Origin of the sequence: Psychrobacter sp. YP14, from assembly GCF_003209315.1 — a bacterium.
Lineage (GTDB): Bacteria > Pseudomonadota > Gammaproteobacteria > Pseudomonadales > Moraxellaceae > Psychrobacter > Psychrobacter raelei.
The window spans coordinates 580,449-605,532 of sequence record NZ_CP029789.1 but is presented as its reverse complement, the minus strand read 5'-3'; the positions used below and the strand labels follow the sequence as shown (position 1 = coordinate 605,532).

General features: G+C 45.9%; 21 protein-coding genes. 6 read left to right on the top strand and 15 right to left on the bottom strand.

The window, feature by feature from the left end:
* Positions 1 to 94: 94 nt before the first annotated feature.
* Positions 95 to 715, top strand: a complete 621-nt coding sequence (gene ampD, locus DLE54_RS02620; protein WP_110816141.1) for a 1,6-anhydro-N-acetylmuramyl-L-alanine amidase AmpD — start codon at positions 95 to 97, stop codon at positions 713 to 715.
* Positions 716 to 747: 32 nt separating this feature from the next.
* Here the strand turns inward: ampD and DLE54_RS02615 are convergent, their stop codons facing one another.
* Positions 748 to 1,629, bottom strand: a complete 882-nt coding sequence (locus tag DLE54_RS02615) for an HpcH/HpaI aldolase/citrate lyase family protein (RefSeq protein WP_110816140.1) — start codon at positions 1,627 to 1,629, stop codon at positions 748 to 750.
* A gap of 236 nt (positions 1,630 to 1,865) precedes the next feature.
* Between DLE54_RS02615 and murJ the strand changes: the two genes are divergently transcribed.
* Positions 1,866 to 3,416, top strand: a complete 1,551-nt coding sequence (murJ, locus tag DLE54_RS02610; RefSeq protein ID WP_110816139.1) for a murein biosynthesis integral membrane protein MurJ — start codon at positions 1,866 to 1,868, stop codon at positions 3,414 to 3,416.
* An 83-nt stretch (positions 3,417 to 3,499) separates the two neighbouring features.
* Here the strand turns inward: murJ and DLE54_RS02605 are convergent, their stop codons facing one another.
* Together DLE54_RS02605 and DLE54_RS02600 are read right to left on the bottom strand one after the other, a co-directional pair.
* Positions 3,500 to 3,778, bottom strand: coding sequence for a type B 50S ribosomal protein L31 (locus tag DLE54_RS02605; RefSeq protein ID WP_011959789.1), 279 nt, complete (start codon positions 3,776 to 3,778; stop codon positions 3,500 to 3,502).
* A gap of 278 nt (positions 3,779 to 4,056) precedes the next feature.
* Complete coding sequence (locus DLE54_RS02600; protein WP_110816138.1) at positions 4,057 to 5,376, bottom strand: EcsC family protein; 1,320 nt, start codon at positions 5,374 to 5,376, stop codon at positions 4,057 to 4,059.
* Between the two features lie 466 nt (positions 5,377 to 5,842).
* Between DLE54_RS02600 and DLE54_RS02595 the strand changes: the two genes are divergently transcribed.
* On the top strand, positions 5,843 to 7,546 hold the full coding sequence (locus tag DLE54_RS02595; RefSeq protein WP_110816137.1) for an anthranilate synthase component I family protein: 1,704 nt from the start codon (positions 5,843 to 5,845) through the stop codon (positions 7,544 to 7,546).
* Between the two features lie 146 nt (positions 7,547 to 7,692).
* Here the strand turns inward: DLE54_RS02595 and hisC are convergent, their stop codons facing one another.
* The 8 genes from hisC to DLE54_RS02555 all read right to left on the bottom strand — a co-directional run bounded on the left by hisC (position 7,693) and on the right by DLE54_RS02555 (position 15,849).
* Positions 7,693 to 8,796, bottom strand: coding sequence for a histidinol-phosphate transaminase (hisC, locus tag DLE54_RS02590; RefSeq protein ID WP_110816136.1), 1,104 nt, complete (start codon positions 8,794 to 8,796; stop codon positions 7,693 to 7,695).
* Positions 8,797 to 9,122: 326 nt separating this feature from the next.
* Positions 9,123 to 10,415, bottom strand: a complete 1,293-nt coding sequence (gene hisD / locus DLE54_RS02585; protein WP_011959785.1) for a histidinol dehydrogenase — start codon at positions 10,413 to 10,415, stop codon at positions 9,123 to 9,125.
* Positions 10,416 to 10,605: 190 nt separating this feature from the next.
* A complete protein-coding gene (hisG, locus tag DLE54_RS02580) occupies positions 10,606 to 11,277 on the bottom strand; it encodes an ATP phosphoribosyltransferase (protein ID WP_110816135.1) in 672 nt (223 codons plus the stop codon).
* Between the two features lie 53 nt (positions 11,278 to 11,330).
* The gene (murA, locus tag DLE54_RS02575) at positions 11,331 to 12,629 is read right to left on the bottom strand and encodes a UDP-N-acetylglucosamine 1-carboxyvinyltransferase (RefSeq protein ID WP_110816134.1); all 1,299 of its coding nucleotides are present in this window, start codon (positions 12,627 to 12,629) and stop codon (positions 11,331 to 11,333) included.
* A gap of 210 nt (positions 12,630 to 12,839) precedes the next feature.
* Positions 12,840 to 13,094, bottom strand: coding sequence for a BolA family protein (locus tag DLE54_RS02570; protein ID WP_011959782.1), 255 nt, complete (start codon positions 13,092 to 13,094; stop codon positions 12,840 to 12,842).
* 288 nt (positions 13,095 to 13,382) lie between these two features.
* Entirely contained in the window at positions 13,383 to 14,297 is a 915-nt protein-coding gene (locus DLE54_RS02565) for an alpha/beta hydrolase (protein ID WP_227535444.1), read from the bottom strand.
* 77 nt (positions 14,298 to 14,374) lie between these two features.
* Entirely contained in the window at positions 14,375 to 15,247 is an 873-nt protein-coding gene (locus DLE54_RS02560) for a BON domain-containing protein (RefSeq protein WP_110816133.1), read from the bottom strand.
* Between the two features lie 173 nt (positions 15,248 to 15,420).
* Positions 15,421 to 15,849, bottom strand: a complete 429-nt coding sequence (locus DLE54_RS02555; protein ID WP_110816132.1) for a YraN family protein — start codon at positions 15,847 to 15,849, stop codon at positions 15,421 to 15,423.
* A gap of 106 nt (positions 15,850 to 15,955) precedes the next feature.
* Here DLE54_RS02555 and rsmI point away from each other — a divergent pair, with 106 nt between their 5' ends.
* Entirely contained in the window at positions 15,956 to 16,885 is a 930-nt protein-coding gene (gene rsmI, locus DLE54_RS02550; protein ID WP_110816131.1) for a 16S rRNA (cytidine(1402)-2'-O)-methyltransferase, read from the top strand.
* A gap of 29 nt (positions 16,886 to 16,914) precedes the next feature.
* Here the strand turns inward: rsmI and DLE54_RS02545 are convergent, their stop codons facing one another.
* From DLE54_RS02545 to coaBC, 4 genes are all read right to left on the bottom strand, one after another.
* On the bottom strand, positions 16,915 to 17,610 hold the full coding sequence (locus DLE54_RS02545; protein WP_110816130.1) for a DNA-3-methyladenine glycosylase family protein: 696 nt from the start codon (positions 17,608 to 17,610) through the stop codon (positions 16,915 to 16,917).
* 115 nt (positions 17,611 to 17,725) lie between these two features.
* Positions 17,726 to 18,490: a TSUP family transporter gene (locus DLE54_RS02540; protein WP_110816129.1), complete on the bottom strand. Its 765-nt coding sequence runs from the start codon at positions 18,488 to 18,490 to the stop codon at positions 17,726 to 17,728.
* 58 nt (positions 18,491 to 18,548) lie between these two features.
* Positions 18,549 to 19,358, bottom strand: a complete 810-nt coding sequence (nfsA, locus tag DLE54_RS02535; RefSeq protein ID WP_011959775.1) for an oxygen-insensitive NADPH nitroreductase — start codon at positions 19,356 to 19,358, stop codon at positions 18,549 to 18,551.
* A gap of 114 nt (positions 19,359 to 19,472) precedes the next feature.
* Positions 19,473 to 20,723, bottom strand: a complete 1,251-nt coding sequence (gene coaBC / locus DLE54_RS02530; protein WP_110816128.1) for a bifunctional phosphopantothenoylcysteine decarboxylase/phosphopantothenate--cysteine ligase CoaBC — start codon at positions 20,721 to 20,723, stop codon at positions 19,473 to 19,475.
* Positions 20,724 to 21,119: 396 nt separating this feature from the next.
* On the opposite strand from coaBC, the gene radC reads away from it, so the two are divergent.
* A complete protein-coding gene (radC, locus tag DLE54_RS02525) occupies positions 21,120 to 21,800 on the top strand; it encodes a RadC family protein (RefSeq protein ID WP_011959773.1) in 681 nt (226 codons plus the stop codon).
* 359 nt (positions 21,801 to 22,159) lie between these two features.
* Positions 22,160 to 25,009 carry an acyl-CoA dehydrogenase gene (locus DLE54_RS02520; RefSeq protein ID WP_110816127.1) on the top strand — a complete coding sequence of 950 codons (2,850 nt, stop codon included), beginning with the start codon at positions 22,160 to 22,162 and terminating at the stop codon, positions 25,007 to 25,009.
* Positions 25,010 to 25,084 lie beyond the last annotated feature (75 nt).

Sequence of the window (25,084 nt, the reverse complement as noted above, 5' to 3'; positions counted from 1 at the left end):
TAAAGCCATTAATAGCGGTATATATTATGTTGCTTAGTGCCGCTTAAACAGTGTTATTAGCCTCCCTTATTTACTCATAATAAAATGACTACTTATGAAAAAACCCTTTATTAAAGCCCGCGCTTCTTACAAGCCTATACCTCTAAGCATTGAATCAGGTCTTTTAACTCAAGCCGACTGGCTGCCCTCACCTAATTACAATCAGCGTCCTGAATCTTGCGAAATTAGTGCCATCATTATCCATAATATTAGCTTGCCACCTAATGAGTTTGGTCAAACAAATGAGCAAGGCCTACATTATGTCAAAGCATTATTTACCAATACTTTGGATTGGGACGCACATCCTTATTTTAAGAGCATTGAAGGCATGGAGGTCTCCGCGCATTTATTTATCGAGCGTAGTGGCCAAATCACTCAATTGGTCAACTTTGAAAACAGAGCTTGGCATGCCGGGCGATCAAGCTATCTGGGCCGGCCTGAATGCAACGATTACAGCATAGGTATTGAGCTTGAAGGCTCAGATTTTCAGGCTTTCACCGCTGAGCAGTACACCGCCTTGGCCAGTGTAATCGCCGCTATTTATAAGGCTTATCCCAAAACACGCCGTCATTTAACAGGCCACAGTGATATTGCCCCTGGGCGTAAAACGGATCCAGGAGAGTATTTTGAGTGGGACACGCTGCGTGACTTAGTCAGCACCTTGGTGGCTAAATAATGCAGCGTTGTTAAATAATGCAGTGTCTGACTCTAAGCAGACAACAGTGTTTGACACTGCAAAATCACCGGTAAATCTACCATGACCCCGTCTATGGCAAAGATGCTCTCACCAGTGCGCTGATAATAGTCGATTACTTGTTGGGCAAACTCAAGCTGAGCTTGGCTGGGGGTAAAGGCTGTATTTACTAAGGCCACTTGCTTGGGGTGGATACACAGCATACCTGAGAAGCCTAAGTCAGAAGCGTATTCAGCCGCCATTTGCATGCCTGCCTCATCTTTAAAATCGGCATAAATACTCTCGATCGGGGCTTGTAATCCATTGGCTTTACTGGCTAATAATAAAGTGACGCGCAGCTGGCGAAAAAAGTCTTGCTCAGCTTGACTGCCTGCGCGTAATGACAACTCATTGCTAATATCAAGGCGGCCATAGCTTAGCGCCATAAGCCCCTTGCTTTGGGTGATTTGGTTTAACTGACTTAATCCTAGAGCTGACTCAATCTGCCCCACAACAGTTAACCCCGTTTGCTCCCATACTTGAGTGACTGACGCACTTGAGGTCAGCTTGGGCAGCAGCACGCCGGACACCAACTTACTTGAGGTCAGCTGCTTACATAGCACTAAATCCTCAGCCAATTGCTCATCATTATTAAGGCGCAGCCAAACACTGGCTCTCACATTATCAGACTCTAATTGTGAAAAAAACTCAGCTATATTCTCACGTGCCTGGCGCTTTTGGTCCAAGGCCACAGCATCTTCTAAATCAATAATGACCGCTTCCGCCCCACTGTTTAATGCTTTATTAAATCGCTCTGGATAAGTGGCGGGAACGAATAACCAACTGCGCGGACTGACGATTGGCCGGCTGCCTGTACCAGAGCTGGCGATTGGCGTTATGCGATAAGAGTCGCTCATTTTTTATCCTTTTTTACCCTTCATGGTTTATAGGTATATTTATTAAAATTAACAATAAAATGATTACAGCTCAGAGCCAAAACAGACAAACTACCAAGTATGACACACCCCCAGATTCCATCACAATTTCATTAGCCAGTACAATTATCGTATCGAGATAGTGCTATAATCTGCCAGTTTTTTATAATTTTAAAACCCAATGAAACCTATTTTAAACAAACAGGTATTGAGATTACATGGCAAAAAGTAAACTGTTTCGCTCGACAATGATTGTCAGCTCCATGACCATGCTCTCACGTATTCTAGGCCTTGTGCGCGACATGGTCCTAATGAGTGTGTTTGGTGCTGGTGGCCTGATGGATGCTTTTTTGGTGGCATTCAAGATTCCAAACTTTCTACGCCGTCTCTTCGCTGAAGGCGCCTTTAGTCAAGCTTTTGTTCCTGTCTTATCTGAATACAAAGAGCGCCGTACCCTACAAGAAGTACAGATTTTAATCAGCCGCACCTCAGGTGCGCTATTGATGATTTTATCTATGCTAACGGTAGTGGTTATGTTGGCAGCGCCATGGGTAGTCAGTTTATTTGCGCCAGGTTTTGCTGAGGACCCCAATAAGTTTAACACCACCACCGAGCTACTGCGTTTAACCTTCCCCTATTTACTGTTTATTTCTATGACCGCCTTTGCCGGTAGTATTTTGCAAAGCTATGGACGTTTTGCTGCGCCTGCTGTAGCCCCTGTCCTGCTTAACTTAAGTATGATTGCGGCCGCTCTCATTTTTGCGCCTATGTTTGATAAACCGATTATGGCCTTAGGTTACGCCGTTGCCATAGCAGGTCTATTACAGTTTTTTATCCAATTGCCGCAGTTGTATCAGCAAAAACTGCTTGTGCCGCCCAAGATTGATTTTCAGCACGAAGGGGTGCGCCGCATCTTAAAACTGATGTTACCGGCCATCTTTGGTGTTTCAGTCACTCAAATTAACTTGCTGCTTAACACCATCTTGGCATCATTAATGATCACCGGTTCGGTTTCTTGGTTATATGGCGCTGAGCGTTTGACCGAATTGCCTTTGGGTTTAATTGGGGTCGCCATTGGTACCGTTATTTTGCCAAGCCTGTCTACCAGTGAAGCCAAAAAAGATGATGTCAGCTTCCGTAAGACCTTAGACTGGGCGGCTCGATTAATTATTGTGGTGGGTCTGCCAGCAGCCTGTGCTTTATTTGTGTTGTCTGATGTATTGATGCAGACGCTATTTATGCGTGGTGAGTTTTCTTTACGCGATGCTAATATGAGTGGCTTTGCGCTACGAAGTATGTCTGGCGGCATCTTAGGCTTTATGCTCATTAAAATCTTTGCGCCCGCTTTCTTCGCCCGTCAAGACACCAAGACTCCAGTGAAAATTGGTATTATCACTGTGATTGCTAACATGATATTTAGCTTAATCTTCGTGGGTCTGTTTTATCTGCTCAAACTGCCTTTGCATGGCGGTCTGGCATTGGCCACCACAGCCGCTTCTTTCGTCAACGCAGGTCTACTGTACTATCTTCTGCATAAGCGCAACTTTTACCGCTTTGGCCCACAGTGGAAAAAGCTGTTTGCTCAGTTTGCCATATCTAGCTTATTGATGGTGATTGCGCTGTATTTAATGCTCCCCTACTTCCCCACTCATGCTTCACAGTGGCATCGCGTCTTTGCTTTATTGCTAATCTGTGCCGTGGGTGCGCTGGTATATGGTGTGGTGCTACTGGCATCAGGCTTCCGTCCTCGTCAATTAAAACATGGCTAACGGATAGTTTATATAATAAAAAAACCACCGTAAAAAACGGTGGTTTTCTTTGCTTAAAACTTAAAGCAGAATAATTTAAATCATTACTCAGCGTCAGTTTTCTTAGCCTTGCTACGGCCACCAAACGCACCAAAGCGTTTGTTGAAGCTTGCAACACGACCTTCGTTAGAAGTTTTGCGTTGTTCGCCAGTGTAGAAAGGATGAGAAGCGCTAGAGATATCTAGTGGGTAGTAAGGATATTCTTTACCTTCATACTCACGAGTAGCTTTAGTTTTAGCAGTTGAACGGGTTAAGAAGAACACGTCAGCGTTAGTGTCGTGGAATAATACTTCTTGGTATTCTGGGTGGATATCTTTACGCATAATTAATTCTCTCTATGTCCGATATACAGCAAAGCTGTATTTAACTGAGGCACTAAACGCATTAGCTGTTAGCTATCATGTCACTGGCTCATTCCAGCACACAACACCAACCACCTGCTATTCTAGCCTTCCTCAGCGGGAAGTTAAGGCGGTAATTTTACAGAGTTATACCGCATGATGCAAGGTGGTATTAAACAATACTCACCTTACGTCACGCCCTGACCTGTCTAAACGGTTATTAAGCCAAGATAAGCTTATTAAATTATCAAGCTATTAGGCTATTTGGCTTGATCTTTTTTAGCGTCATTTTTAGCGTCATTGGCAGTTGTTGACTCAGCGTCTTTTTTGGCAGGTTGCCCCTCTTGTGTGTGAAAGTCATAGCTTTCTTGGGTTTCTGCACCTTTGGTGGGATCTGTAGGCTCTTCACCGAATTGATCGGCCACGTCATCGCTTACTTCAGTTTTTTTATCAGCCTTAGTTTGCTTATTGTCAGCATTGTTGTCAGCGTTTTTGTCAGCTGCTTCATCAGCGCTTTGTGTTTTAGCCTCACTATCGTTTTTAGCAGGCTGCTTTTTATCGGCAGCTTTTTCTGACGCGTTGTCTGATTGATCCTCTTCATGGGTTGCATCCGTTAACGCTTGCTTCGCCACAATGGGCTCTGGACCAAATGTTGCCTTGGCCACACCGATAACTTGATCAATCAAATGGCTGTTGTAATGTACCGTAGTTCCCACAGCCACAAGCGGTAAGAATTTGCCCATCCAGCTGATATTAATGCTGTCTAAGTCGAAGTTAAACTGCTCTGCTAACTTATCCACTTGTTTGGCATAAAACTCAATATTACTGCCAGCAATGCCTAAGCCTTTTGAAAGCTCACTACGTAGACCCGTATTATCTGCATTGCTAATTAAACCTTTGGCCACACCTAGCGCTGCTAAAATCGTCTGTTTTTCTTGCATTTTGCTTAAGTCAGCGCTGCCAATCACCGCATACGCCATTTTAATACCTTGCTTACCGGTTAAGGGTTTATCATACACAGTGGCCAACTGATAAACCGTGCGTAGTGATACCAAAAGCAACCACAGCGTATCAGCCAACATACCCGGTAGACCAGCCAGACCCGTTACGCCGCCTATAGTAGCCAAAGCACGGTTTTGGTTGGCTATATCACGTGCCAACGCATTGCGCTCTTGATCGCTTAACGTCTGAATGCCCTCAAAGCGCTGCTCGCGTGGTAAATCGATTTCACTCCATGTGGCAGCCAATTTTGCCACTTGTGAAAATACGCTGTCAGACGCCTTTTGATAAATACTGTTTGGCACAACTTTTTTGGCATACTTGCCATAAGTCGCAAAGCGCTTACCCAATAGCTGCTCTGAGGTCTTAATGGTTTGTTGGCTTAACAAGTTGCTGGCCGTGCTGGTTTTGTAGTCAGATAAATCGACCGCTTTAAATTGACTGGCTTTGCCTGATTTGGCACTTAAACTGTCAAGCATAGAGCCAAAACGCTCTAAATTATTGCGTGCCACATGGCCTAATACGTCTAGACCGGTTACAACTGCTTTGCTTTTTGTTGAACTTTTTGATTGCTTAGCCATAAAATATTCTTCCTGAATGAGTAAAAATTAAAGGTAAATAGCGAATAAAAATAAGCCCTAAAGTGCCGTTATGGATAATGGCTGAGTATTGTTAAACTTGGTGCGGCTCATGTCGCGATCTACAATATTGCTGTAGCCTATGTTCGCCTTATTGATATGAGCACTTATTATATTAGCACTTATACATGAGTCTATATTACAGACAGCCACTTGTGCCTAGCAAATGTTAAGCTTAGTTATTACCAAATGATATGTAATTGTAAGCAAGATATCAGTTTAAACAGTGTTATCAGCGATTGGCACAATGTAAAATAGCCGGCATTTTACGTATGTTGTTTGTGGCACTTGATGTATGGTATCCGTGAACTTTTAGCAGCCGAAAATGGCCATCACCTGTGCCCAACTGTCTATAGGTATGGTTGTTATCCAACAATACCACAGCCCTTTTTACTTTTATTGAGCGTTTATGATTTACCACACCTTTTCATTTGATAACCTGCCGGCGCATCAGCTTGTGCCTTATCTGATAGATTTTGTTGAGCAGTGCGCTGAGCGTCATCTGCCTTGGCATGTATGCTGGCTTAATAATCAAGGCAGCCCTGTGGTAGGTTTATTGCCAAAAAAATCCTGGAGCGTCTCGCCCATCACACGACCCCATAACCTCAAGTCCTCTGCGCTGAACGTAGAGGTGACCGTATATAACCGCCCACAAGATCAAGCATCACAAGCCGCCACCCAAATGGTTACAACGCAGCACATGGGTTATGAGCAGTGGATAAGTGAGCTGATTGAATATGCCACTGTGCATAAAAAAGCTGATAACAAGGCTCATAATGGCGGCAACTATAGCGCACACAGCATCAATAAACCTCACGAAAGCTGTGTTTATCACAATGGTCTGATGGGCTTTATTGGTTATGACATAGCAGCCAAAGCACTTAGTCCCAAGTCAGATATCGGCTTGGCCGAGCAGCCGGCAGCTTTCTTGGGTCATTATGATATTTATTTGACCCCAACGCCCCAAGGCTGGCAGCTGCACACACAGCCGGCGTGCCCTCAGCAAGCTATCAACAAAGTTATGACCTATTTGCAGGCATTTGAGGCGCAGCTGTCCTCGAGGCAACAAAAACAATTGGCATCACCTTTGCTTGCCTTAGACCCTATCTGGGATGTTGAGGGTTATCGCTTTGCCTTTGAGCAAACCCAACACTATTTATATCAAGGCGACAGCTATCAGATTAACTTAACCCAAAAGTGGCAAGGACAATTGCCCAGCGCTTTGCATGCTCAAAATGATGACAGTGCAAAAAATCACTCTCCGACGCAGGCGAATGCCACCAGCGATACCGATACCTATTTCCCGTCAGATAGCCCCATTCGTTTGGTCAATTACCTGCCCCAGCTACATCAGCAAACACAGGCACCTTTTGCCGGCTATCTCTGCATTACGCAGCTCACAAAACAGGCTAAACACTCTGACATCCCTGCCCCATCAGGTGTTCATCCCTTTGCTGCATTTGAATTGTTAAGCTGTTCGCCTGAGCTGTTTGTGTGGTTTGATAACGATCATCAAGGCCAATCACAAATTCTAACCAAACCTATCAAAGGTACGCTGCCAAGAGGCAAAACACCCGAGCAAGATGACACGCTCAAGCAGCAATTGGCCATGAGCGAAAAAGACAAAGCTGAAAACGTAATGATTGTAGACTTGCTGCGTAATGACTTGGGCAAATATGCGCAAATAGGCAGCGTCAAAGTCCCCAAACTGTTTGCCATCGAAAGCTTTAGCAACGTGCACCATATGGTCAGCTCCATCACTGCCACCATTAAGCCTGAGCACCATCCATTAACTGTATTATTCGACAGCTTACCGGCCGGATCTATTACTGGCACCCCAAAAAAGCGTGCGGTGGAGATTATTAGTGAGCTAGAAGTGGCGCCACGAGGAGCCTATTGCGGAACATTGGGCTTTATGAACTTCTCTGGCAATGGACAGTGGAATGTGCTGATTCGATCCTTGCAAGCTGATCATCAAGGCAACGTGGCGTTGTGGGCAGGCGGCGGTATTACCGTGGGCTCTGAGTGCCAATCAGAATATCAAGAGTGTCATGATAAGGTGGGCAACTTGCGACACATCTTAAATCCGCAGCCCTCTAAATCTACGCCATAGACACACCTCATTTTATTTTTGCCTACAAAAAAGACAAAAAGAAAAGGACACCGATCGGTGTCCTTTTTTATGCATGTCTTGCTAAATGGCCATGCAATCAAGGCAGAAAGACAAGACAGAAACGCAAGGCAGAAAGACAATACGGATTAACCGGCCATCTGCTGTAAGGCGCCAATCAAACGTCGGTTTTGCTCAGCGGTACCCACAGTAATGCGCAAATATTCATTAATTCTTGGCTGATTAAAATAACGCACGATAATGCCTTGCTCACGTAGCTGCTGGGCGACTTCGCTGGCATTGCCCTGCTGTGGGCGGGCAAACACAAAGTTGGCTTGTGATGGCAATACCGTGAAGTTAAGCAAGTTTAATTGCTCAACCAGCTGTTCGCGTAGCGCAATAACTTGCTCACAGGTACTCTTAAAATACAGCTCATCTTCTACACTGGCTAAGGCTCCCGCTTGTGCCAAACGGTCTAGTGGATAGCTATTAAAGCTGTTTTTCATGCGGGTTAACGCTTCAATTAATGAAGGATTACCAAAAGCCATACCCACACGCAGCCCTGCCAATGAGCGTGATTTTGAGAAGGTTTGGGTAACCAGTAGATTATCATGCGTCTCAATTAAGCGGATGGCTGATGCCTGCTCGGTACTGGCAAAATCAATATAAGCCTCATCAATCACAATCACTGCATTGGGGTGCTCAGTGGCTAGCTTATCAATGGCCTCAAGTGACATTAAGATACCAGTGGGCGCATTGGGGTTAGCAATAATAATGCCTGAGCAAGGCTGACGATAATCATCAGTCTCAATACTAAAATCATCACGCAATGGGATTTTTACTAAATCAATGCCAAAAGTATCGGCGTATACCGGATAAAAACTATAGCTGATATCCGGCGCCAATAATGGGCGCTCTTTCATAAAAAAGCTGGCAAATACTAGCGCCAAAACCTCATCTGAGCCATTACCAACAAAGACTTGATTGAGCTGTAAATCATAAGCATCAGCCAAAGCCTGCCTTAATGCATCAGACTCAGGTGCCGGATACAGACGCAATTGATCACCGCCATGACTTAAAGCGGCCGTAATGGCCTCTACAACTTTGGGGGAAGGCGGAAACGGGTTTTCGTTGGTATTTAGCTTGCACAAATTATCGTGCTTGGGCTGCTCTCCGGGTACATAGGGGTTTAAATTACGTGCTTTTGTAGACCACAATCGCGTATCAAGTTTAAATTCCATAGTCTTTATCATCTTTTTATAAGGGGTGATATGAAGTGTGGCCAGCCATCACAATACGCAATAACTTGGTCTTACTCACTTCATTCAATTAAGATATTAAGGGCAAGTTCAAAGCAAATAGCACAGCTTATCTTAGCACGCCCGCCCCAAGTAAACGATAATAATCCACCAAAAAACAACACCCGTAAGGGATTAAACGACAGTTAGTGTCACTTTACAGCGCCCTTATGACCCAGTCATTTTGATCAAGACGCCACGACCATAAGTACCTATGCTAAATAGGCCAATTCCACCAAACGGGTGTCAATGAATTACAAGCTGCAGATAAGCGTGTTAAATTAGCTGCGGTAACGTGCCGAACGGGCATGCGCCTCTAAGTCCTCTTGCATTGCTAAAGTATCTGCTATCTGTGCCAGTGGCTTTGAGCCTTCAGCTGAGCAGTAGATAATAGAGGATTTTTTCTGAAAGTCATACACCCCAAGCGGTGAGGAAAAGCGTGCAGTACCAGAAGTCGGCAGCACATGGTTAGGGCCTGCGCAATAATCACCAATGGCCTCAGGGGTGTGACGACCCATAAAGATGGCGCCAGCATGACGAATATCTGCCAGCACATCATCGGGCTTATCAAGTGACAATTCTAAATGCTCAGGGGCAATACGATTAATTAAAGCCAGACCCTCAGCACGGTCTTTCACCAAAATAAGCGCACCACGGTTTTGTAGTGCTTCACGGGCGATATCCGCTTTGGGCAACTGCTCAAGGGCATTGTCAATGGCCGTAGCAACCTCATTTAATTGCTGCTCGCTGGTGGTCACAAAAATCGCCTGCGCCACTGTATCGTGCTCCGCTTGAGACAATAAATCCATCGCCAACCAGTCGGCATTGTCCGCCGCCTCACCTTCAGCATACACTAAAACTTCAGAGGGACCGGCAATCATATCGATGCCCACTTGACCGAATACCGCACGCTTGGCTGCGGCCACATACTTATTGCCTGGCCCAGTAATCTTGTCCACTTGCGCGATGCTATCTGTACCATAAGCCAACGCCGCTACTGCTTGCGCGCCGCCAATGGTAAAGACTTTATCTACGCCAGATAAATAAGCGGCTGCCAATACCAAGGGATTCAGCTCGCCCTTTGGCGCTGGCACCACCATAATCACCTCGGCCACGCCAGCGACCTTAGCAGGTACCGCATTCATAAGTACTGACGAGGGATAAGAGGCCAGCCCACCGGGCACATAGATACCCACTCTATCTAGCGGCGTCACTTTTTGTCCCAGACGGTTGCCCAGTGCATCGGTATAATCCCAGCTTGGCTGTACTTGGCGCTGATGAAAATCTTTAATACGCTCAGCAGCTGTCTTTAGAGCGGCTTTAATCGGCTCATCTAATTGATCAAAAGCTTGTTTTAAAGCGTCAGGTGTTAAGACTAACTGCTGCATACTCGTTGCAGGGTGGGCATCAAACTTTTGGGTCAGTGCCAGTACCGCTGCATCACCCCCATGACGTACTTGATGGATAATGTCATCAACAGTAGCCAGTAGCTCTTTATCATTCACAGTTTCAAAGGCAAGCAAGTCGGTAAGCTGCTGCTCAAAATTGGGGTCGGTGCTGGTCAAAGTACGCATGAAAAATCCTCAAAAAATAAGGTTATACCAAAAGGGCTTATGTTTACTAAGCACTAAGCATCAGTGTCTTACAAAGTCATATAAGAACACTTAAAAAAAAACCAGTGTATCACGCAAAACTGCTAGGTTTTGCCCTACACTGGTTTAAATATCAATAATAGCAAGTGGTTATCAATGCTCTATGTCCGTACTAATCACCAATACTTTGCTTAAAGCTGTCTAAAATTGGCTCAAGCAGGCTGTATTTACGCTTGTAGCTGACCTGATTGACAATCAGACGTGACGAGACATCGCAAATGTGATCAAGCGGCTCAAGGCCGTTAGCACGTAAAGTATTGCCGGTATCGACCACGTCGACAATTAAATCACCTAGGCCAACCAAAGGCGCCAGCTCCATCGAGCCATACAGCTTGATGATATCTACTTGCTGACCTTGACTGGCAAAATATGCACGCGCCACATTGACATATTTGGTAGCAATGCGCAGGCGACGATTGGGCAACGCCACACCTTTAATGCCTGCAGTCATCAGTTTACACTGAGCAATTTTTAGATCCAGCAGCTCATACACGTGTTTGGCGCCATACTCTAACAACACATCTTTACCCGCTACGCCGAAGTCGGCCGCCCCGTGCTCTACATAGGTCGGCACATCACTGGCCCGCAGAATTAGTACCCGAACCTTGGCATGTGAGGTGGGAAAAATCAGTTTGCGAGATTTATCTGGGTCCTCTAAAAGCTCGATACCTGCCGCTTTTAGCAAAGGCAGCGTCTCTTTTAGAATACGCCCTTTAGATAATGCCAAAGTTAGACCATCATAGTCACTATCGGCTTGGTTTAATATTTCATTTGTTTCAGTCATAGTCGGGTATGTCTTAATAAGATGAGAGTATTTTTGTTATAACCAAGCGGGCTTTAGTCATCCAAGCTATCGGCTTCTGCTGCATCAGTTATCGGATTGACACGTTCGATATTTACTCCAAGGCCACGTAGCTTTTCCTCTACGTTTTCATAGCCACGGTCAATATGATAAATACGGTCAATCAGCGTCTCGCCTTCGGCAGCCGCCGCGGCCATTACCAGTGACATTGAGGCGCGTAAGTCAGTGGCCATAACTGGTGCCGCATTGAAGCTATCTACACCGCGGATAATGGCTGTGTGACCGTCAACTTGGATGTCTGCACCCATGCGCTTAAGCTCTGGCACATGCATATAGCGGTTTTCAAAGATGTTTTCGCTAATGGTGCTGGTGCCCTCTGCTAAGCAGCATACCGCCATTAATTGGGCCTGCATGTCGGTTGGGAAGCCTGGGTGTGGCTGGGTACGAATATCAACTGGCTTGGGACGGCCGGTCATTTGAGCACGAATCCAGTCGTCACCTGTGGTAATAATGGCGCCCATTTCTTCAAACTTTTGTAGCACAGGCTGTAATAACGCCGGGTCAGTATTCTTAGTAGTCACATCACCTTCGGTCATCAAAGCGCCTGCCAAATAAGAGCCGGTCTCGATGCGATCAGGCACCACGGAGTACTCACAGCCCTGTAGGCTGTCTACACCTTCAATGGTCAAGGTAGCCGTGCCAATACCGCTAATCTTAGCGCCCATAGCCACCAACATATTGGCCAAATCAACCACTTCTGGCTCACGTGCGCAGTTCTCTAATACCGTGGTACCTTTGGCTAAAGTGGCGGCAATCAGCACATTTTCTGTACCACCTACTGTTACCATATCGAAGCTGAATTCACAGCCAATCAAGCGGCCACCTTCAGGGGCGCGGGCTTTAACATAGCCGTTTTCTACAGTGATCTCCGCACCCATTGCTTTAAAGGCTTTTAGATGCTGATCCACTGGACGTGAGCCGATAGCGCAGCCACCAGGCAGTGATACTTCAGCTTCACCAAAGCGGGCCAACAAAGGACCTAAAACCAAGATAGAGGCACGCATGGTTTTTACCAGCTCATAGGGGGCAAAGTAGTTTTCGATGGTGCTGGTGTCACAGGTTACCGTATCGCCTTGCTTTTCAATACGAATGCCAAGTCCTGCAATCAGCTTGATTAACGTGCGCACATCTTGTAGTGAAGGCACATTATTCAATGTTGTCGGCGTCTCTGCCAATATCATGGCAGCAAGAAGTGGCAAGGCGGCATTTTTTGCGCCTGAGATGGTGACTTCGCCTGCAATGCGGCTGCGGCCGGTGATTAAGAATTGGTCCATTGAATACTGTCCTAAACGATTGTTTCAATAAAAATTACACTAAATAAGTGACTAAAAATACAAAGGGTGCGGTAAATAAGACAACCCTGACCATCAAAGATACTATGATAAAAAATACCATGATCAAAAATACTATGACCAAAGATAAGGTCAAGCGCTCAGTTAAGTACCGCTAATATAAGAGTGATGGTATCAGCTCGTCATCAGCCCCTATTGACCTGCCTGTTTGGCTTCCCACTCTTGGGGGGTCAAGGCTTGGATATTTAACGCATGAATCTCACCGCTGGCGATAATGTCATTGACCAAGCCATAAATTGCTTGCTGGCGTTGTACCAAACGTTTGCCTTCAAAGCTTGCATCCACAACACGCACATCAAATTTATTGCCTTGATTTGCCGCTTGAATAAAAGCTTCTGGGAAATGGGGCTGTAAAAATGCGATTAAATCGTCCGCGTTCATGCTCATGAAAACTACCTATAATTTTATTGGGTGAATGTGTTCGCTGTCGCTAAATAGGCAAATAACCTAAAGCCTGCTATAAGTTTTTGATTATAGCAAGGGTTGCGGTTATTTACCTAATAGATGTTGGCAGATGGCTGAGGCTAGGTCATTTATCAACGTATATAACATTCGATATCCTCATATGTCCTGCCTGAGTTTTTTAAGCCCTGTTGTCTGCCATTTATTTGCCTGCCTTTTATTTGCCTGCCATTTAGTAGAAGCGGCCGCTTTACTGTTCATTAAGCGTGCCCGCTATAAGGTGTCATGTAAATAATCAAGTAGCTGCCGACGTACCGGATTAACCCAGGTTAAGGTGGTGGCCATGGCCCCAATACTGGTCGCATGACTGGCCCCATCAATCTGCTCTACTGTCACTTTTGCACCTGCCTTTTGTAGCGCTTGGGTCATGTTCTGAGTATTGCTAATGTGTACCACTTTATCATTTTGTGCTGTCATTAATAGATAAGGTGGCTGCTTGCCACTGCTGCCCGCTTTAATCAACCGATCAGGCATCACCTCATCTGGCGTGGCCTCAGCAGGGAATACACTGCGCGATGAGAACTTTCTAAAGTCATAGCTATAAGGACCGGCCATACCCACCACAGCCTTTATGTCGCTTGGCTGTAAACCATAAACTGCTAAAAAATCGGCATTAGACACAGCCGCCACTATATTAAAAGCGCCGGCAGAATGACCAATGACAGCCATTTTATTGGCATCGGCAAAAAACTTAGCCGCATTTTGATGCGACCAAGCAATGGCCTTGGCCGTATCTTGCACAAAATCTGGATAAATATGCTCAGGTGCTTTGCGATAATTGATGACCACAGTGACATAACCGGCCTGAGCTAAGCTTTCTCCAACAAATCTGTACTGCTCTTTATTGCCACTCTCCCACGAGCCACCATGCACGAACACCACCAACGGGTAATTGGCAGCAGGCGTGTCATTGTTGCGTATCGCTTGGGTCAAAGCTTTGGGGTAATACACATCCAAATCCTGCTCAGGTTCGCTGCCATAAGCCAAATCTTTAATGACGCTTACACCGCCATTAGGGGTCACAGCATTTAACAGACCGAGTACAGAGGCGGCATTTGCCGTCTGTATCGACATCCAAATAACCGCTCCGCCAGCCAGTGAATAGCTGAGTTTTTTATAATTTAGCATAGACTCTACTTAGATTGTTGATTATAAGATATGGTGTGGCTCAAAAGATAATCTGCCTACGGCTCGATTAGTATGCTCTACCAACCACTCACATCTTGCTTGTACATCTCAATATAAGGACTCGGATACACCTGCGAGTTTTGAGTGGTCGACGCCTCAGCTGTCGGTGCAGCAGGCGCAGTCTCTGGTGCTTGATACTCAGGTGCAACTTGAGCCGGCGGCGCATAGTTTTGGGTATCTACGGGGGCAGCTTGAGCAGGTGGCTGCTCTGTATAGACCGGTGCAGGTGGCTCAAGCCCCGTCTCTTGTGTGATGCTGCTTTCGTCAATTACGGCCCCATTATCATCAATCAACTGATTGAGCAGAACCAACTCTTTAATACCTACCGTGCTATTGATGATATTAATTAAGTGACTGCGCTGCGCGGGGGTCAATTTACCTAAAATATAGACAATGCCATCATCAGTAACCACCTTAACTTGGCTGCTGCTTAGGGCATTATTGGCCAATATCTTGGCATTTACCTTGGAGCTAATATAAGCATCATGCACCGTATAACTGGTGCCTTTTTGGTTCCCCACAGTCAGCTTGTTATAAAACTGTTTTACATCTGGCATGGAGGACACAATCGTCTCTACCTGCTGCTTAGTCTGCTCATCTGGCACCTCGCCGGTCACCAGCACCGTGCTATAAAAGCTGTCGACACTGATGCGGCTGCGCTGATACAAAGTGGGATCAATACGGCTAATATTAATTTTTGCGGTATTTTCAATACTTTTATCCAAAATACGCTGAGCTAAAGTGCGGTCGGTCACCGCCACCCCAAACGAATCATCAGATGAATTAAAAGATTGTATACTGGCGCAGCCAGAAAGTAGGCCTGCACTTAGTGCCACAGCCACAGTGGTGCGCTGGATTATCTTATTGCCGAATAGCCAAGAACTTACCATTTTATAATGTCCTTATTTATAGCTTAGTGCTTCATAACATTGACTTTTAATCTTGCGATTTTAAGCGGTACGGTTAGGGGTGCGCTTTTAAAAAGTTTAGCTGCTAGTTTACCGCTAATAACTTACGCTGCATTGAGCATTTGGTAACAAAAGCGTAGCCTCTGTTGGCTATTTTACCAAGCAGGCGCCAAAAATGCCCCTTGTAGCCACTCTGACTGTAGCGGCTCCCCTTGGCCGGATCGGCCTGCTCGCTCAGTAAACCCCACCACATCAAAGCGGCACTCAAAATCGGCATATTCAGGATGATGACGCAAAAAATAGCGTGCGGTTTTGATCAGTTTTTTTTGTTTACTGCGGGTGATACTGGCCAGTGCGTCACCATAGCCTAAAAGCTTACGCTTACGCACCTCAGCAAATACTAAGACATTCCAAGAGCGGCCGTGTTCAATAAGCACCAAGTCAATCTCACCCACTTTGGGCTGCTGCCAGTTACGGGCAATAAGCCGTAGCCCTTGCTGCTGCAAGAAATCAGCGGCCAATTGCTCATACCCTCCCCCCTGACGCTGTTTTGGCGAAATCAATAATTCGGGGTTAGCTGGCATAATCTGCCCTTTTTTTATAGTGCAATGAAGGGGATATATTAGCACATCATGGTAAACTGATAGCATGGCTCCTTATTTTATATCTCACTTTTACAAAAGGTCTTTTATGTCAGCGCAAGATGACTCTCAGTCTCTCACCCAAACCGCCACCTCAGCACCTGCTACTACGCCCGTTCGTCATACTCATAATAACGTGGCCAGCGCCTATCTTTATATCGTAGCCACACCCATTGGTAACATGGGCGATATCACCGCTCGCGCCATCGATACCTTAAAGCAGGTAGATATTATTGCCTGTGAAGACACCCGCACGTCAGGCAAACTTTTGTCCAACTTTGGTATCGACACCCAGACTTGGGCTTATCATGAACATAACAGCGAGATTCAAACACCCAAGATTATCGAAATGATCCAGCGCGGTCATTCTGTGGCGTTAATCAGTGATGCCGGCACCCCTTTAATCAGTGATCCAGGCTATCAGCTGGTTCAGGCGGCTCATGCAGCAGGGGTTGGCGTCGTGCCTATCGTAGGGGCTAGCGCTGCCATTGCTGCGTTAAGTGTGGCTGGCCTACCCTCGGACAAGTTTAGCTTTGTCGGTTTTTTACCTGCCAAAACCCATGGCCGTGTCAAGCAGCTTGAGCAGTATATTGAGCGTACCGAAACCCTGATATTCTATGAGGCGCCGCACCGTATCGTGGTGAGCCTTAAAGATATGGCCAGCGTCTTTGGTGATAATCGCCCGGCCACCTTGTGCCGTGAATTAACCAAAACCTTTGAAACCGTCAAAAAATCCACCTTAGGTGAATTGGCTCAGTTTGTAGAGGCTGATAACAATCAACAAAAAGGCGAGATTGTGCTGGTGGTTGGGGGTAATGTGAATAATGACTCAGATGATGACAGTATTCATGATGAACTACTGCTGCGTCTTTTACAGGATTTATCTGTAAAAAAAGCGGCTGCTTTGGCCTCTGAGCTTACCGGCGTTAAGAAAAATACTTTGTATCAGAGGCTGCTTGACTTACAAAAATCTGAATAGCCTCTAAGCTAGTAGCGGTTAAACCATACCTAAACCGGCACTGCCTCTTGGTCTTTTAGCCAGCCATAATGCGCCCATAGCAATAAGCTTGCGGCGCTGCGATGCGGTGACCAGCTTTGGGTTAAGCGTTCTAGCTGCTTTGGCGTGGGTCGCTCATCAAGTCCTAGCACCTCCATGGCACCCACCTTAATAGCCAGATCATCTACCGCCAATATATCAGCGCGCCCTAGACTAAACAATAGATACATCTGCGCCGTCCATTTGCCAATACCAGTGACCGCTGTTAACTCCGAGATGACTGCCTCATCCGGCAAATTAGCCAATGCCTCAAAGTCAATATCATGCTCGACCAAGGATCGTATATAACGAATTTTTTGTCTAGATAAGCCATGGGAGCGTAGCGTATCATCATCGGCTTTCATTATCGCATCTGGGGTAATCAATGCCGCATTCTCAAGCTTACTCCATATGCTGCTTGCTGCTGCTACCGACAGCTGCTGACCCACCATCGCTCGCATCAACTCTCTAAAGCCGCCGCGATTACGGCGCAGGCTTGGTACCCCTAGCTGCTGATAAATGGGGGCAAATCGAGGTTCAATGTCAATCAATTGTTTAATATGACCCTCAAGCTCGCTAAGATCATTCATAGTCTGTATCAGATTACAGGCTGGCTCGCTGGGCAGTTTGGATGCAGAGGGCTGACGGTTTAGAGAGGAGTGTTTCATGAGCAGCGACTGTCTCCTTGGCGGACATTATCATTGATTGGATGATTTCATTTAATGAAGATGCTATGGATTGCCTGACTCACCGCAGTCATTCAGGCCCCAAAGTGATATAAAGCTATATCAGCCCGATAATTCCCTGCCAGCCTACTCTAATACCCAGCACAGTTAAGATAAGCAGTACCAATTGGCGAAACCGCTGCTGCGAGAGATAACGGCGCAGACGAATACCCACCAATAAAAACGCAATCGACGTGGTGGTCAGCACCGCAATCAGCAGTAAATCGCTTTTGGGCAGGGCCACTATCGACTCTCGAAGCACAATAATCTGAGCCACCTTGCCAAGCAAATAACACATGTTACCCACTTTGGCGATGGTGTTTTTATCATTGGTGCTGCCCAGCAAATACATGAGCAATATGGTGGACATGGCATTGGTCGAGCCACCGATAATGCCCGCTATCAGTCCCGTCACTATTAACACAGGTGTGGTGGCCGGTAGAATAATCTTTTTGCCCAGTGCATTACTGGCCACATAAAAAGCAATCACCGCAGCCAACAACAGTAGAATATAACTGCTATCGACCCACATGAGCAGCTTAACCCCAAGTAAGCTGCCAAGCAGACTCATCAAGGCCAGTAGCCAATAGCGGCTCAGATAAAATGTAAAATTGCCCCAAATACTGCGCTCGCCGCCGATAAGCCAAGTCATCAGATTAAGCGCAAATGAGGGCAAGATGGTAAGAATGATGGCATGTTGCAGAGGATACATACTCGCCAATGAGCCCGTCGTTACTAAGGTGACACCTATACCGGTGATACCATGTAACAACGAGCCCACTGCAAATATAAAGAGCAGTAATAGCTGTTCGAAATCGAACATGTTCTATCCCTATAACATAAGGTTAACAGAACTTGAGTGCGTTCTGTTATTTATAAGATTAGCGTTTGGCGTAACCTTGTTTGTTTAAATATGGCATAACCTGAGGGCGCACTGCCGTCGCAAAGGTTTTAGTCACTTGAGCTTCCCAAGCTTTATGCTCCTGACTACCTCTTTTGTCATAGTAGTCTTTTACCTCTTTATTAAAGGCATCGATTTGCTGCTGAGTGGCCGGTGTATACTGATTTTCAGAGACCAGCATAGACAATGGGAATCGTGGCTTTTGCGTAGCATTAACCGGTGCATCGCTGGGATGACCCAAACACATACCAAATAAGGGCACAACGTGTTTGGGGGCATTAATAACCTCACCCGCTCGCTCGATGTCATTACGCATACTGCCAATATACACGCCACCTAGCCCTAAAGACTCAGCGGCAGCCATTACATTTTGTGCATACAGGCCAACATCGACAGCTGAGATAATGACCACCTCCATCCAGTCCAGCTGCGCCTCAGGCTCAACTAAGTGATGACGGTAGTTATCCATACAAAAAACCAGATACTCCGGGCACTCTAAGATATAAGGATGCGCCAGTTTTTTGCCCTCACTTTTGGCTTGATTGTACTGCTCTTGTGTCATGCCATTAGAGATTTGGTGAAATTTAATGCGCTGCTCAGGATCTGTAATACGAATGACACTAACAGACTGCATGTAGTTGGACGTTGAGACGGCACGTCCTGCCTGTAAGATGGCTTCAAGCATCTGCTCGCTAATCGGCTCATCGGTAAAGCTGCGAACTGAGCGATGAGATAGCATAGCGTCTAAGGTTGAGTTCATTTTTTTTATATTTTCAGAAACATCGGTCATAGCCAATCCTTACTTGATTAAATTTATAACAGCAGATATAAAATGTCAGATATCAAGGATAAGAGAGCGTCAAGCAAAACCCTCCCCCTCTTAAACTGTATTATAAAGTCAAGATTAATTTAAAACACTACCTATTAGGTTAACTAAATGTTCAGCTATGTTAGCTTTACTCATTTTTTCTAACTCAACTGGCGGTTTTTGATACTGATTGGCAAAAAATACCAGCATCGCATTTTCATCACTGGCAAAACCTATGTCTTTGCGTGACACATCATTACAAGCAATCATATCTAAGTTCTTTGACTCAAGTTTGCCGCGGGCATATTTTTCTACATCTTGAGTTTCAGCGGCGAAGCCTACCACAAACATATCTGGATAGCTGTGTGAAATGGTGGCCAAAATATCAGGGTTTTTTACCAAATCCAGGGTCATTTCATCCTGAGTTTTTTTGATTTTTTGTGGGGCGGCATCACGAGTACGATAATCGGCCACAGCGGCTGTAGCAATAAAGATATCACAGCCGGCTTCCACAGAGCGGGTCGCCGCTTGTAGCATGTCATTTGCAGAGAGCACATCAATACGCTTAACCTCTAACGGGGTCATTAGGCTCACTTTACCACCTGCAATCAAAGTGACTTCTGCTCCAGCATCTCGGCAAGCTCGCGCCAAAGCAAAACCCATCTTTCCGGTGGAATGATTGGATAAGAATCGTACCGGATCAATCGCCTCTACAGTTGGTCCTGCGGTAATGGTGACCTTTTTACCTGTTAAACACTGCGCTACAGTCAGTCGGGCTTTGAAGTTAATAACTTGGCGCAGTAAGATATCCGGCTCAGGTAATCGTCCTGAGCCCACATCGCCACAAGCTTGCACGCCACTGTCCGGCTCAATGATTTCATACCCCATGTCACTAAGAGTTTGTACATTTAACTGGACGGCAGGATGTGCCCACATTTGCTGATTCATCGCTGGCGCTACCATCACTGGCGCCGCTGTGGCCAGACACACGGTGGTTAGTAAGTCATCAGCCATGCCCATTGCCAAACGCGCCAAAGTATTGGCTGAAGCTGGGGCTATAACAATAAGATCTGCCCACTTTGCCAGCTCAATATGACCCATACCGGCTTCTGCTTTGGTGTCTAATAATTCGCTATGTACCTCGTTACCCGTCAATGCTTGCAACGTCAAAGGTGTAATAAACTGCTGCGCGCCTGCAGTCATGATAACCCGCACTTCAAAGCCTGACTTAATGAGCAGTCGGGCCAGTATCGCAGATTTATAAGCAGCAATACCCCCGGTGATGGCCAGGATAACCTTAGTAATATTAGGGGCGACAGAGGTGACAGGCGTAAAGATTGGGCTCATAAGCAAAAGCTACCTTTTGGAGAGTTATCTGACGATAAATTGAGTTGTTATCAATAAAAATGCAGTTATGGTAACAAGTTTGACTCGGTTTTGGATAGCTTTTATTGGTTAAGCTCACCGCAAGTCACAAAAACGCTGACTGCCTATTTTGCCTTCCTACCATAGGAGCACATTACCTACTGACCGCTTGCAGGCCATAGCCATGATTAAAACTTGTATTTTTAAATAGAATAACTTAACTATTTATTGTTATTAATTTCACAATATCTGCCATGGTGGCTTGATAATTTGTTAGACTAAGCGGCGGTTTTACTGCGCCCATCATTGATCTTAATCTTAATCTTAATCTTAATCTTAATCTTATTTTATTCACCTATCAGACAAAAGAGTAATCCCATGGCAATCAAAGACTGGCACGAAGAGGATAGACCGCGCGAAAAACTATTAAATCTTGGCGCCGAATATCTAACAGATGCTGAAATACTGGCCATATTTTTAAGAACAGGCAGCAAGCAGCAATCAGCCATAGAGCTTGCCCGAAGTCTTATTGATCATTTTGGAGGGATTGCAGAGCTACTGGCAGCACCCAAAGAGGCGGTGCTCGCCTGTCATGGCATTGGCACAGCTAAGTATGCTCAATTACTCGCCAGCCTTGAGATGGGCAAACGCTACCTAAACAGCGAGCTTAAATCAGGTAACAGCTTAAACCGCTCGCAAGTGGTCAAAGACTATATTACCACCCAAATACGCCGCGAAAGTAAAGAGGTATTCGCCGTATTGTGCTTAGATAACGGCTTAAACCTGCTCGATTATAAGGTGCTATTTGTAGGCGGCCTCTCCTCTTGTTCGGTGTGCGTCAAGCAAGTGCTACGTCATGCCTTAGAGCAAGGCGCCAGTCAGATTATCATCGCTCATAATCATCCCAATCAAGATGCCACCCCCTCTGCTGCAGACATTCATCTGACCCAGACCCTAAAGCTTGCCTGCGAAGCCATCGACTTGCGTCTAACAGATCACATTATTGTTGGGCGCAATCAAACCTTGTCTTTTGCCGAAACAGCCACGGCACCGTTTTGATAATCGTTTGTATCAAAATAGCTCTAAAAAATATCTGTACAAAATTAACCAATTGTAAAGATTATTAGCTTGATTATCTCCTTTTATCTACTTACTCTGTAACATAGCGTCACTATCGGTTTGACTTAGCAGACACCTCAAGTAATCTGGCCCTACTACTTAGTATCAAAAAACAGCTAATTAGTATCAAACAACAGCTAAAATCAAACCGATAAAACTCGGCCAATACTCCCGCCTATTTAAAGTGCCATAAAGCAGTTTATTGATAGGCAAGTTGCAAAGCACATACTATAACTCACAAGCTTTTGGCCAATAGTTGACGGATTTTTTACTTTTTAATTCTTTTTAGGTTGCTAATTATGACCCCTTTAACTTTAGTTGGCTTTTTTATACTCGCCATCTTATTGCAGCTGTTCGCTCTACTGCTGGTATTTTTGTATGGGCTAAGCCGCACTGTTGGTGCCATTTTTCTTATTGTCATTGCCGTGGTCAGTGCCTTTATCGCACCGTGGTCACTGTTATTGGGCGTGCCAATGATTATCGGTAGCCTGTTGGTTCTTATCGCGCCACTGCGTCAGGCAGTGATTAGTAAGCCGGCTTATAAGATGCTGGCCGGCGCCATGCCTAGTATGAGCGACACCGAACGTGAGGCATTAGATGCAGGTACCAGCTGGTGGGAAAAAGAGCTGTTTATGGGTGCGCCGGACTGGAATAAGTTTGCCAATTACCAGTACCCAACGTTATCTGAAAAAGAACAATCTTTTATTGATAATGAAGTAGAAATACTGTGTAGCATGTTAGATGAATGGCAAATTCATCATCATGATAAGGACCTATCACCTCAAGCATGGCAGTATATTAAAGACAATGGGTTTTTGGGGTTAATTATCCCTGAAAGTTATGGCGGGCGTGAGTTTACCCCTTATGCTCAAAGCCGTATTATGAGTAAGATCGCCTCACGCAGCTTAACGGCTGCCGTTACGTGTATGGTGCCAAACTCATTGGGCCCAGGCGAGCTGTTGATGCACTACGGTACTGAGGCGCAAAAGCAGCGCTGGCTACCAGGTCTGGCTAAAGGTACTGAAATCCCTTGTTTTGGTCTGACCGGTCCTGAAGCTGGCTCAGATGCAGGTGCCATTCCTGATACCGGCGTAGTGTGCTACGGCATGTATGAAGGCCGTGAGGTACTGGGCCTTAACATGAACTTCTCTAAGCGCTGGATTACCTTAGCCCCTGTGGCTACCGTAGTGGGTCTGGCCTTTAAACTGCATGATCCAGATGGCTTATTGGGTGATAAAAACAAAACTGATTACGGCATTACGTGCGCCTTAGTACCCGCCAATTATGAAGGCGTTCATACCGGCGAGCGTCATAACCCAGGCTCACCATTTATGAATGGTACTGTGGTCGGTAAAGATGTCTTTATTCCGCTAGACTTCATTATTGGGGGAATAGAAAATGCGGGTAGAGGCTGGCGTATGCTGATGGAATGTCTGGCTGTGGGCCGCGGTATCTCGTTGCCTGCCCTATCGACTTCAGCCGGCGAGATGAGCTATTTGACGGTTGGTGCCTTTGCCAAAGTTCGTGAGCAATTCAAAATATCTGTGGGTAAATTTGAGGGCGTACAAGATGCCAACAGTAACATCGCCAGCAATACCTACATGCTAGAGTCATTCCGTCACTTGGTCACCTGTGGCCTCAATGAAGGCGGCACACCCTCAGTCATGACTGCGATGGCCAAATACTATGCTACTGAAACCATGCGCAAAATAGTCAATGATGGTATGGACATTGTTGGTGGACGTGCTATTCAGCTTGGCCCCCGTAACTTCTTAGCACTACCATATCAGGCCATACCGGTTTCTATCACTGTCGAGGGTGCCAATATATTGACCCGTTCATTGATGATCTTCGGGCAAGGGGCCATGCGCTGCCATCCTTACTTATTTGAAGAGCTACAACTGCTACAAAGTGAGGACAAACGCTCAGCACAGCATAAATTCGATGACATGTTCTTCAAACATTTAGGCTACACCTTTAACCGAGGTGCCCGCTCATTTGTGGCCGGTTATTTTGGTGGTAGCAGCAAAGCACCGAAATTCGCTGACAGCTTTAGCCGTCCTTATTACAAAAAAATTAACCGTTTAAGTGCCAACTTTGCGCTGACCGCTGATATGGCATTGGGACTTTTGGCCGGTGACTTAAAACGCAAAGAGATGCTGTCTGGCCGCTTAGCAGACATTCATGCCCATCTGTTTATTATGACGGCCATTTTACGTTATTACGCCCATGGCACTCAGTCAAAAGCAGAACAATTGCACGCCCGCTTGGCACTAGACAATGCGTTATATACCATTCAAGAAGCCTTCTTTGAATTATATGCCAACTTCCCAAATCGTATGGCAGCCGGCTTGGTTAAATTTGTCTGCTTCCCAGGTGGCGCTTTTGCCAGTAAGCCAAGTGATGCGCTCAAACGTGAGGTGGGCGAGCTGATGATGTTAGATGGCGAGAAAAACCCTTTCCGCGAGCAATTAAAAAGCTTGGTGTATTACACCACAGATCCGGACAACAACACTGGCCGTATCGAAAACGCATTCCAGATGCTACGCCACATAGAGCCATTATGGCACAGCTTTAAAAAAGCGGAGAACAAAGGCGAATTTGCCGGTTTGACCTTTGAAGATCATGTGTTGACTGCCTTAAAAGATGGGGTTATCACCGAGCATGAGTCTGAACAGCTGATTGAGTATAACGCTGTGCGCTTTGATGCCCTGCTTACAGACGTCTTTGATGAGCACTTAAATCATGCCTTACCCCGCTACAATCCGCATACCTTAGAAAATGCGGCGCAAAATTTAACGCCTTATGTGCTTGAAGCCATTGAAAACCCTGCACAAGCTGCCTCAGAGCAGTCAGATTATATAGAGGACAGTGGCGATCAAAATAGCGCGCATGGCTATCAGCAAGATGGAGAGGTTAAGCCAGTCTCTGAACAAACGCAGTTAGAGGAGCAGGTGGATCAAGCCGACTTTAATGAAGCCGACTTTAATGAAGCAAATGATCCTCGCCTGCGTGATGCTGAATTGACATTAGAGCAGCGCATGGCCAAAAACCATGCTCGTCATCAAGCCAGCCTAGAGCAGGCCAATAAGCAGACAGAGGGCGCTCAAAGCGATAGCTCAGACAATCCGCATCGCCCCAATAAGTAGTGCTCACTACACAGTGCGCTCTACCACACCCCCTGCTGTAAGCGTTAAAAAAGACCGTGTTCAGTCACTCTGAGC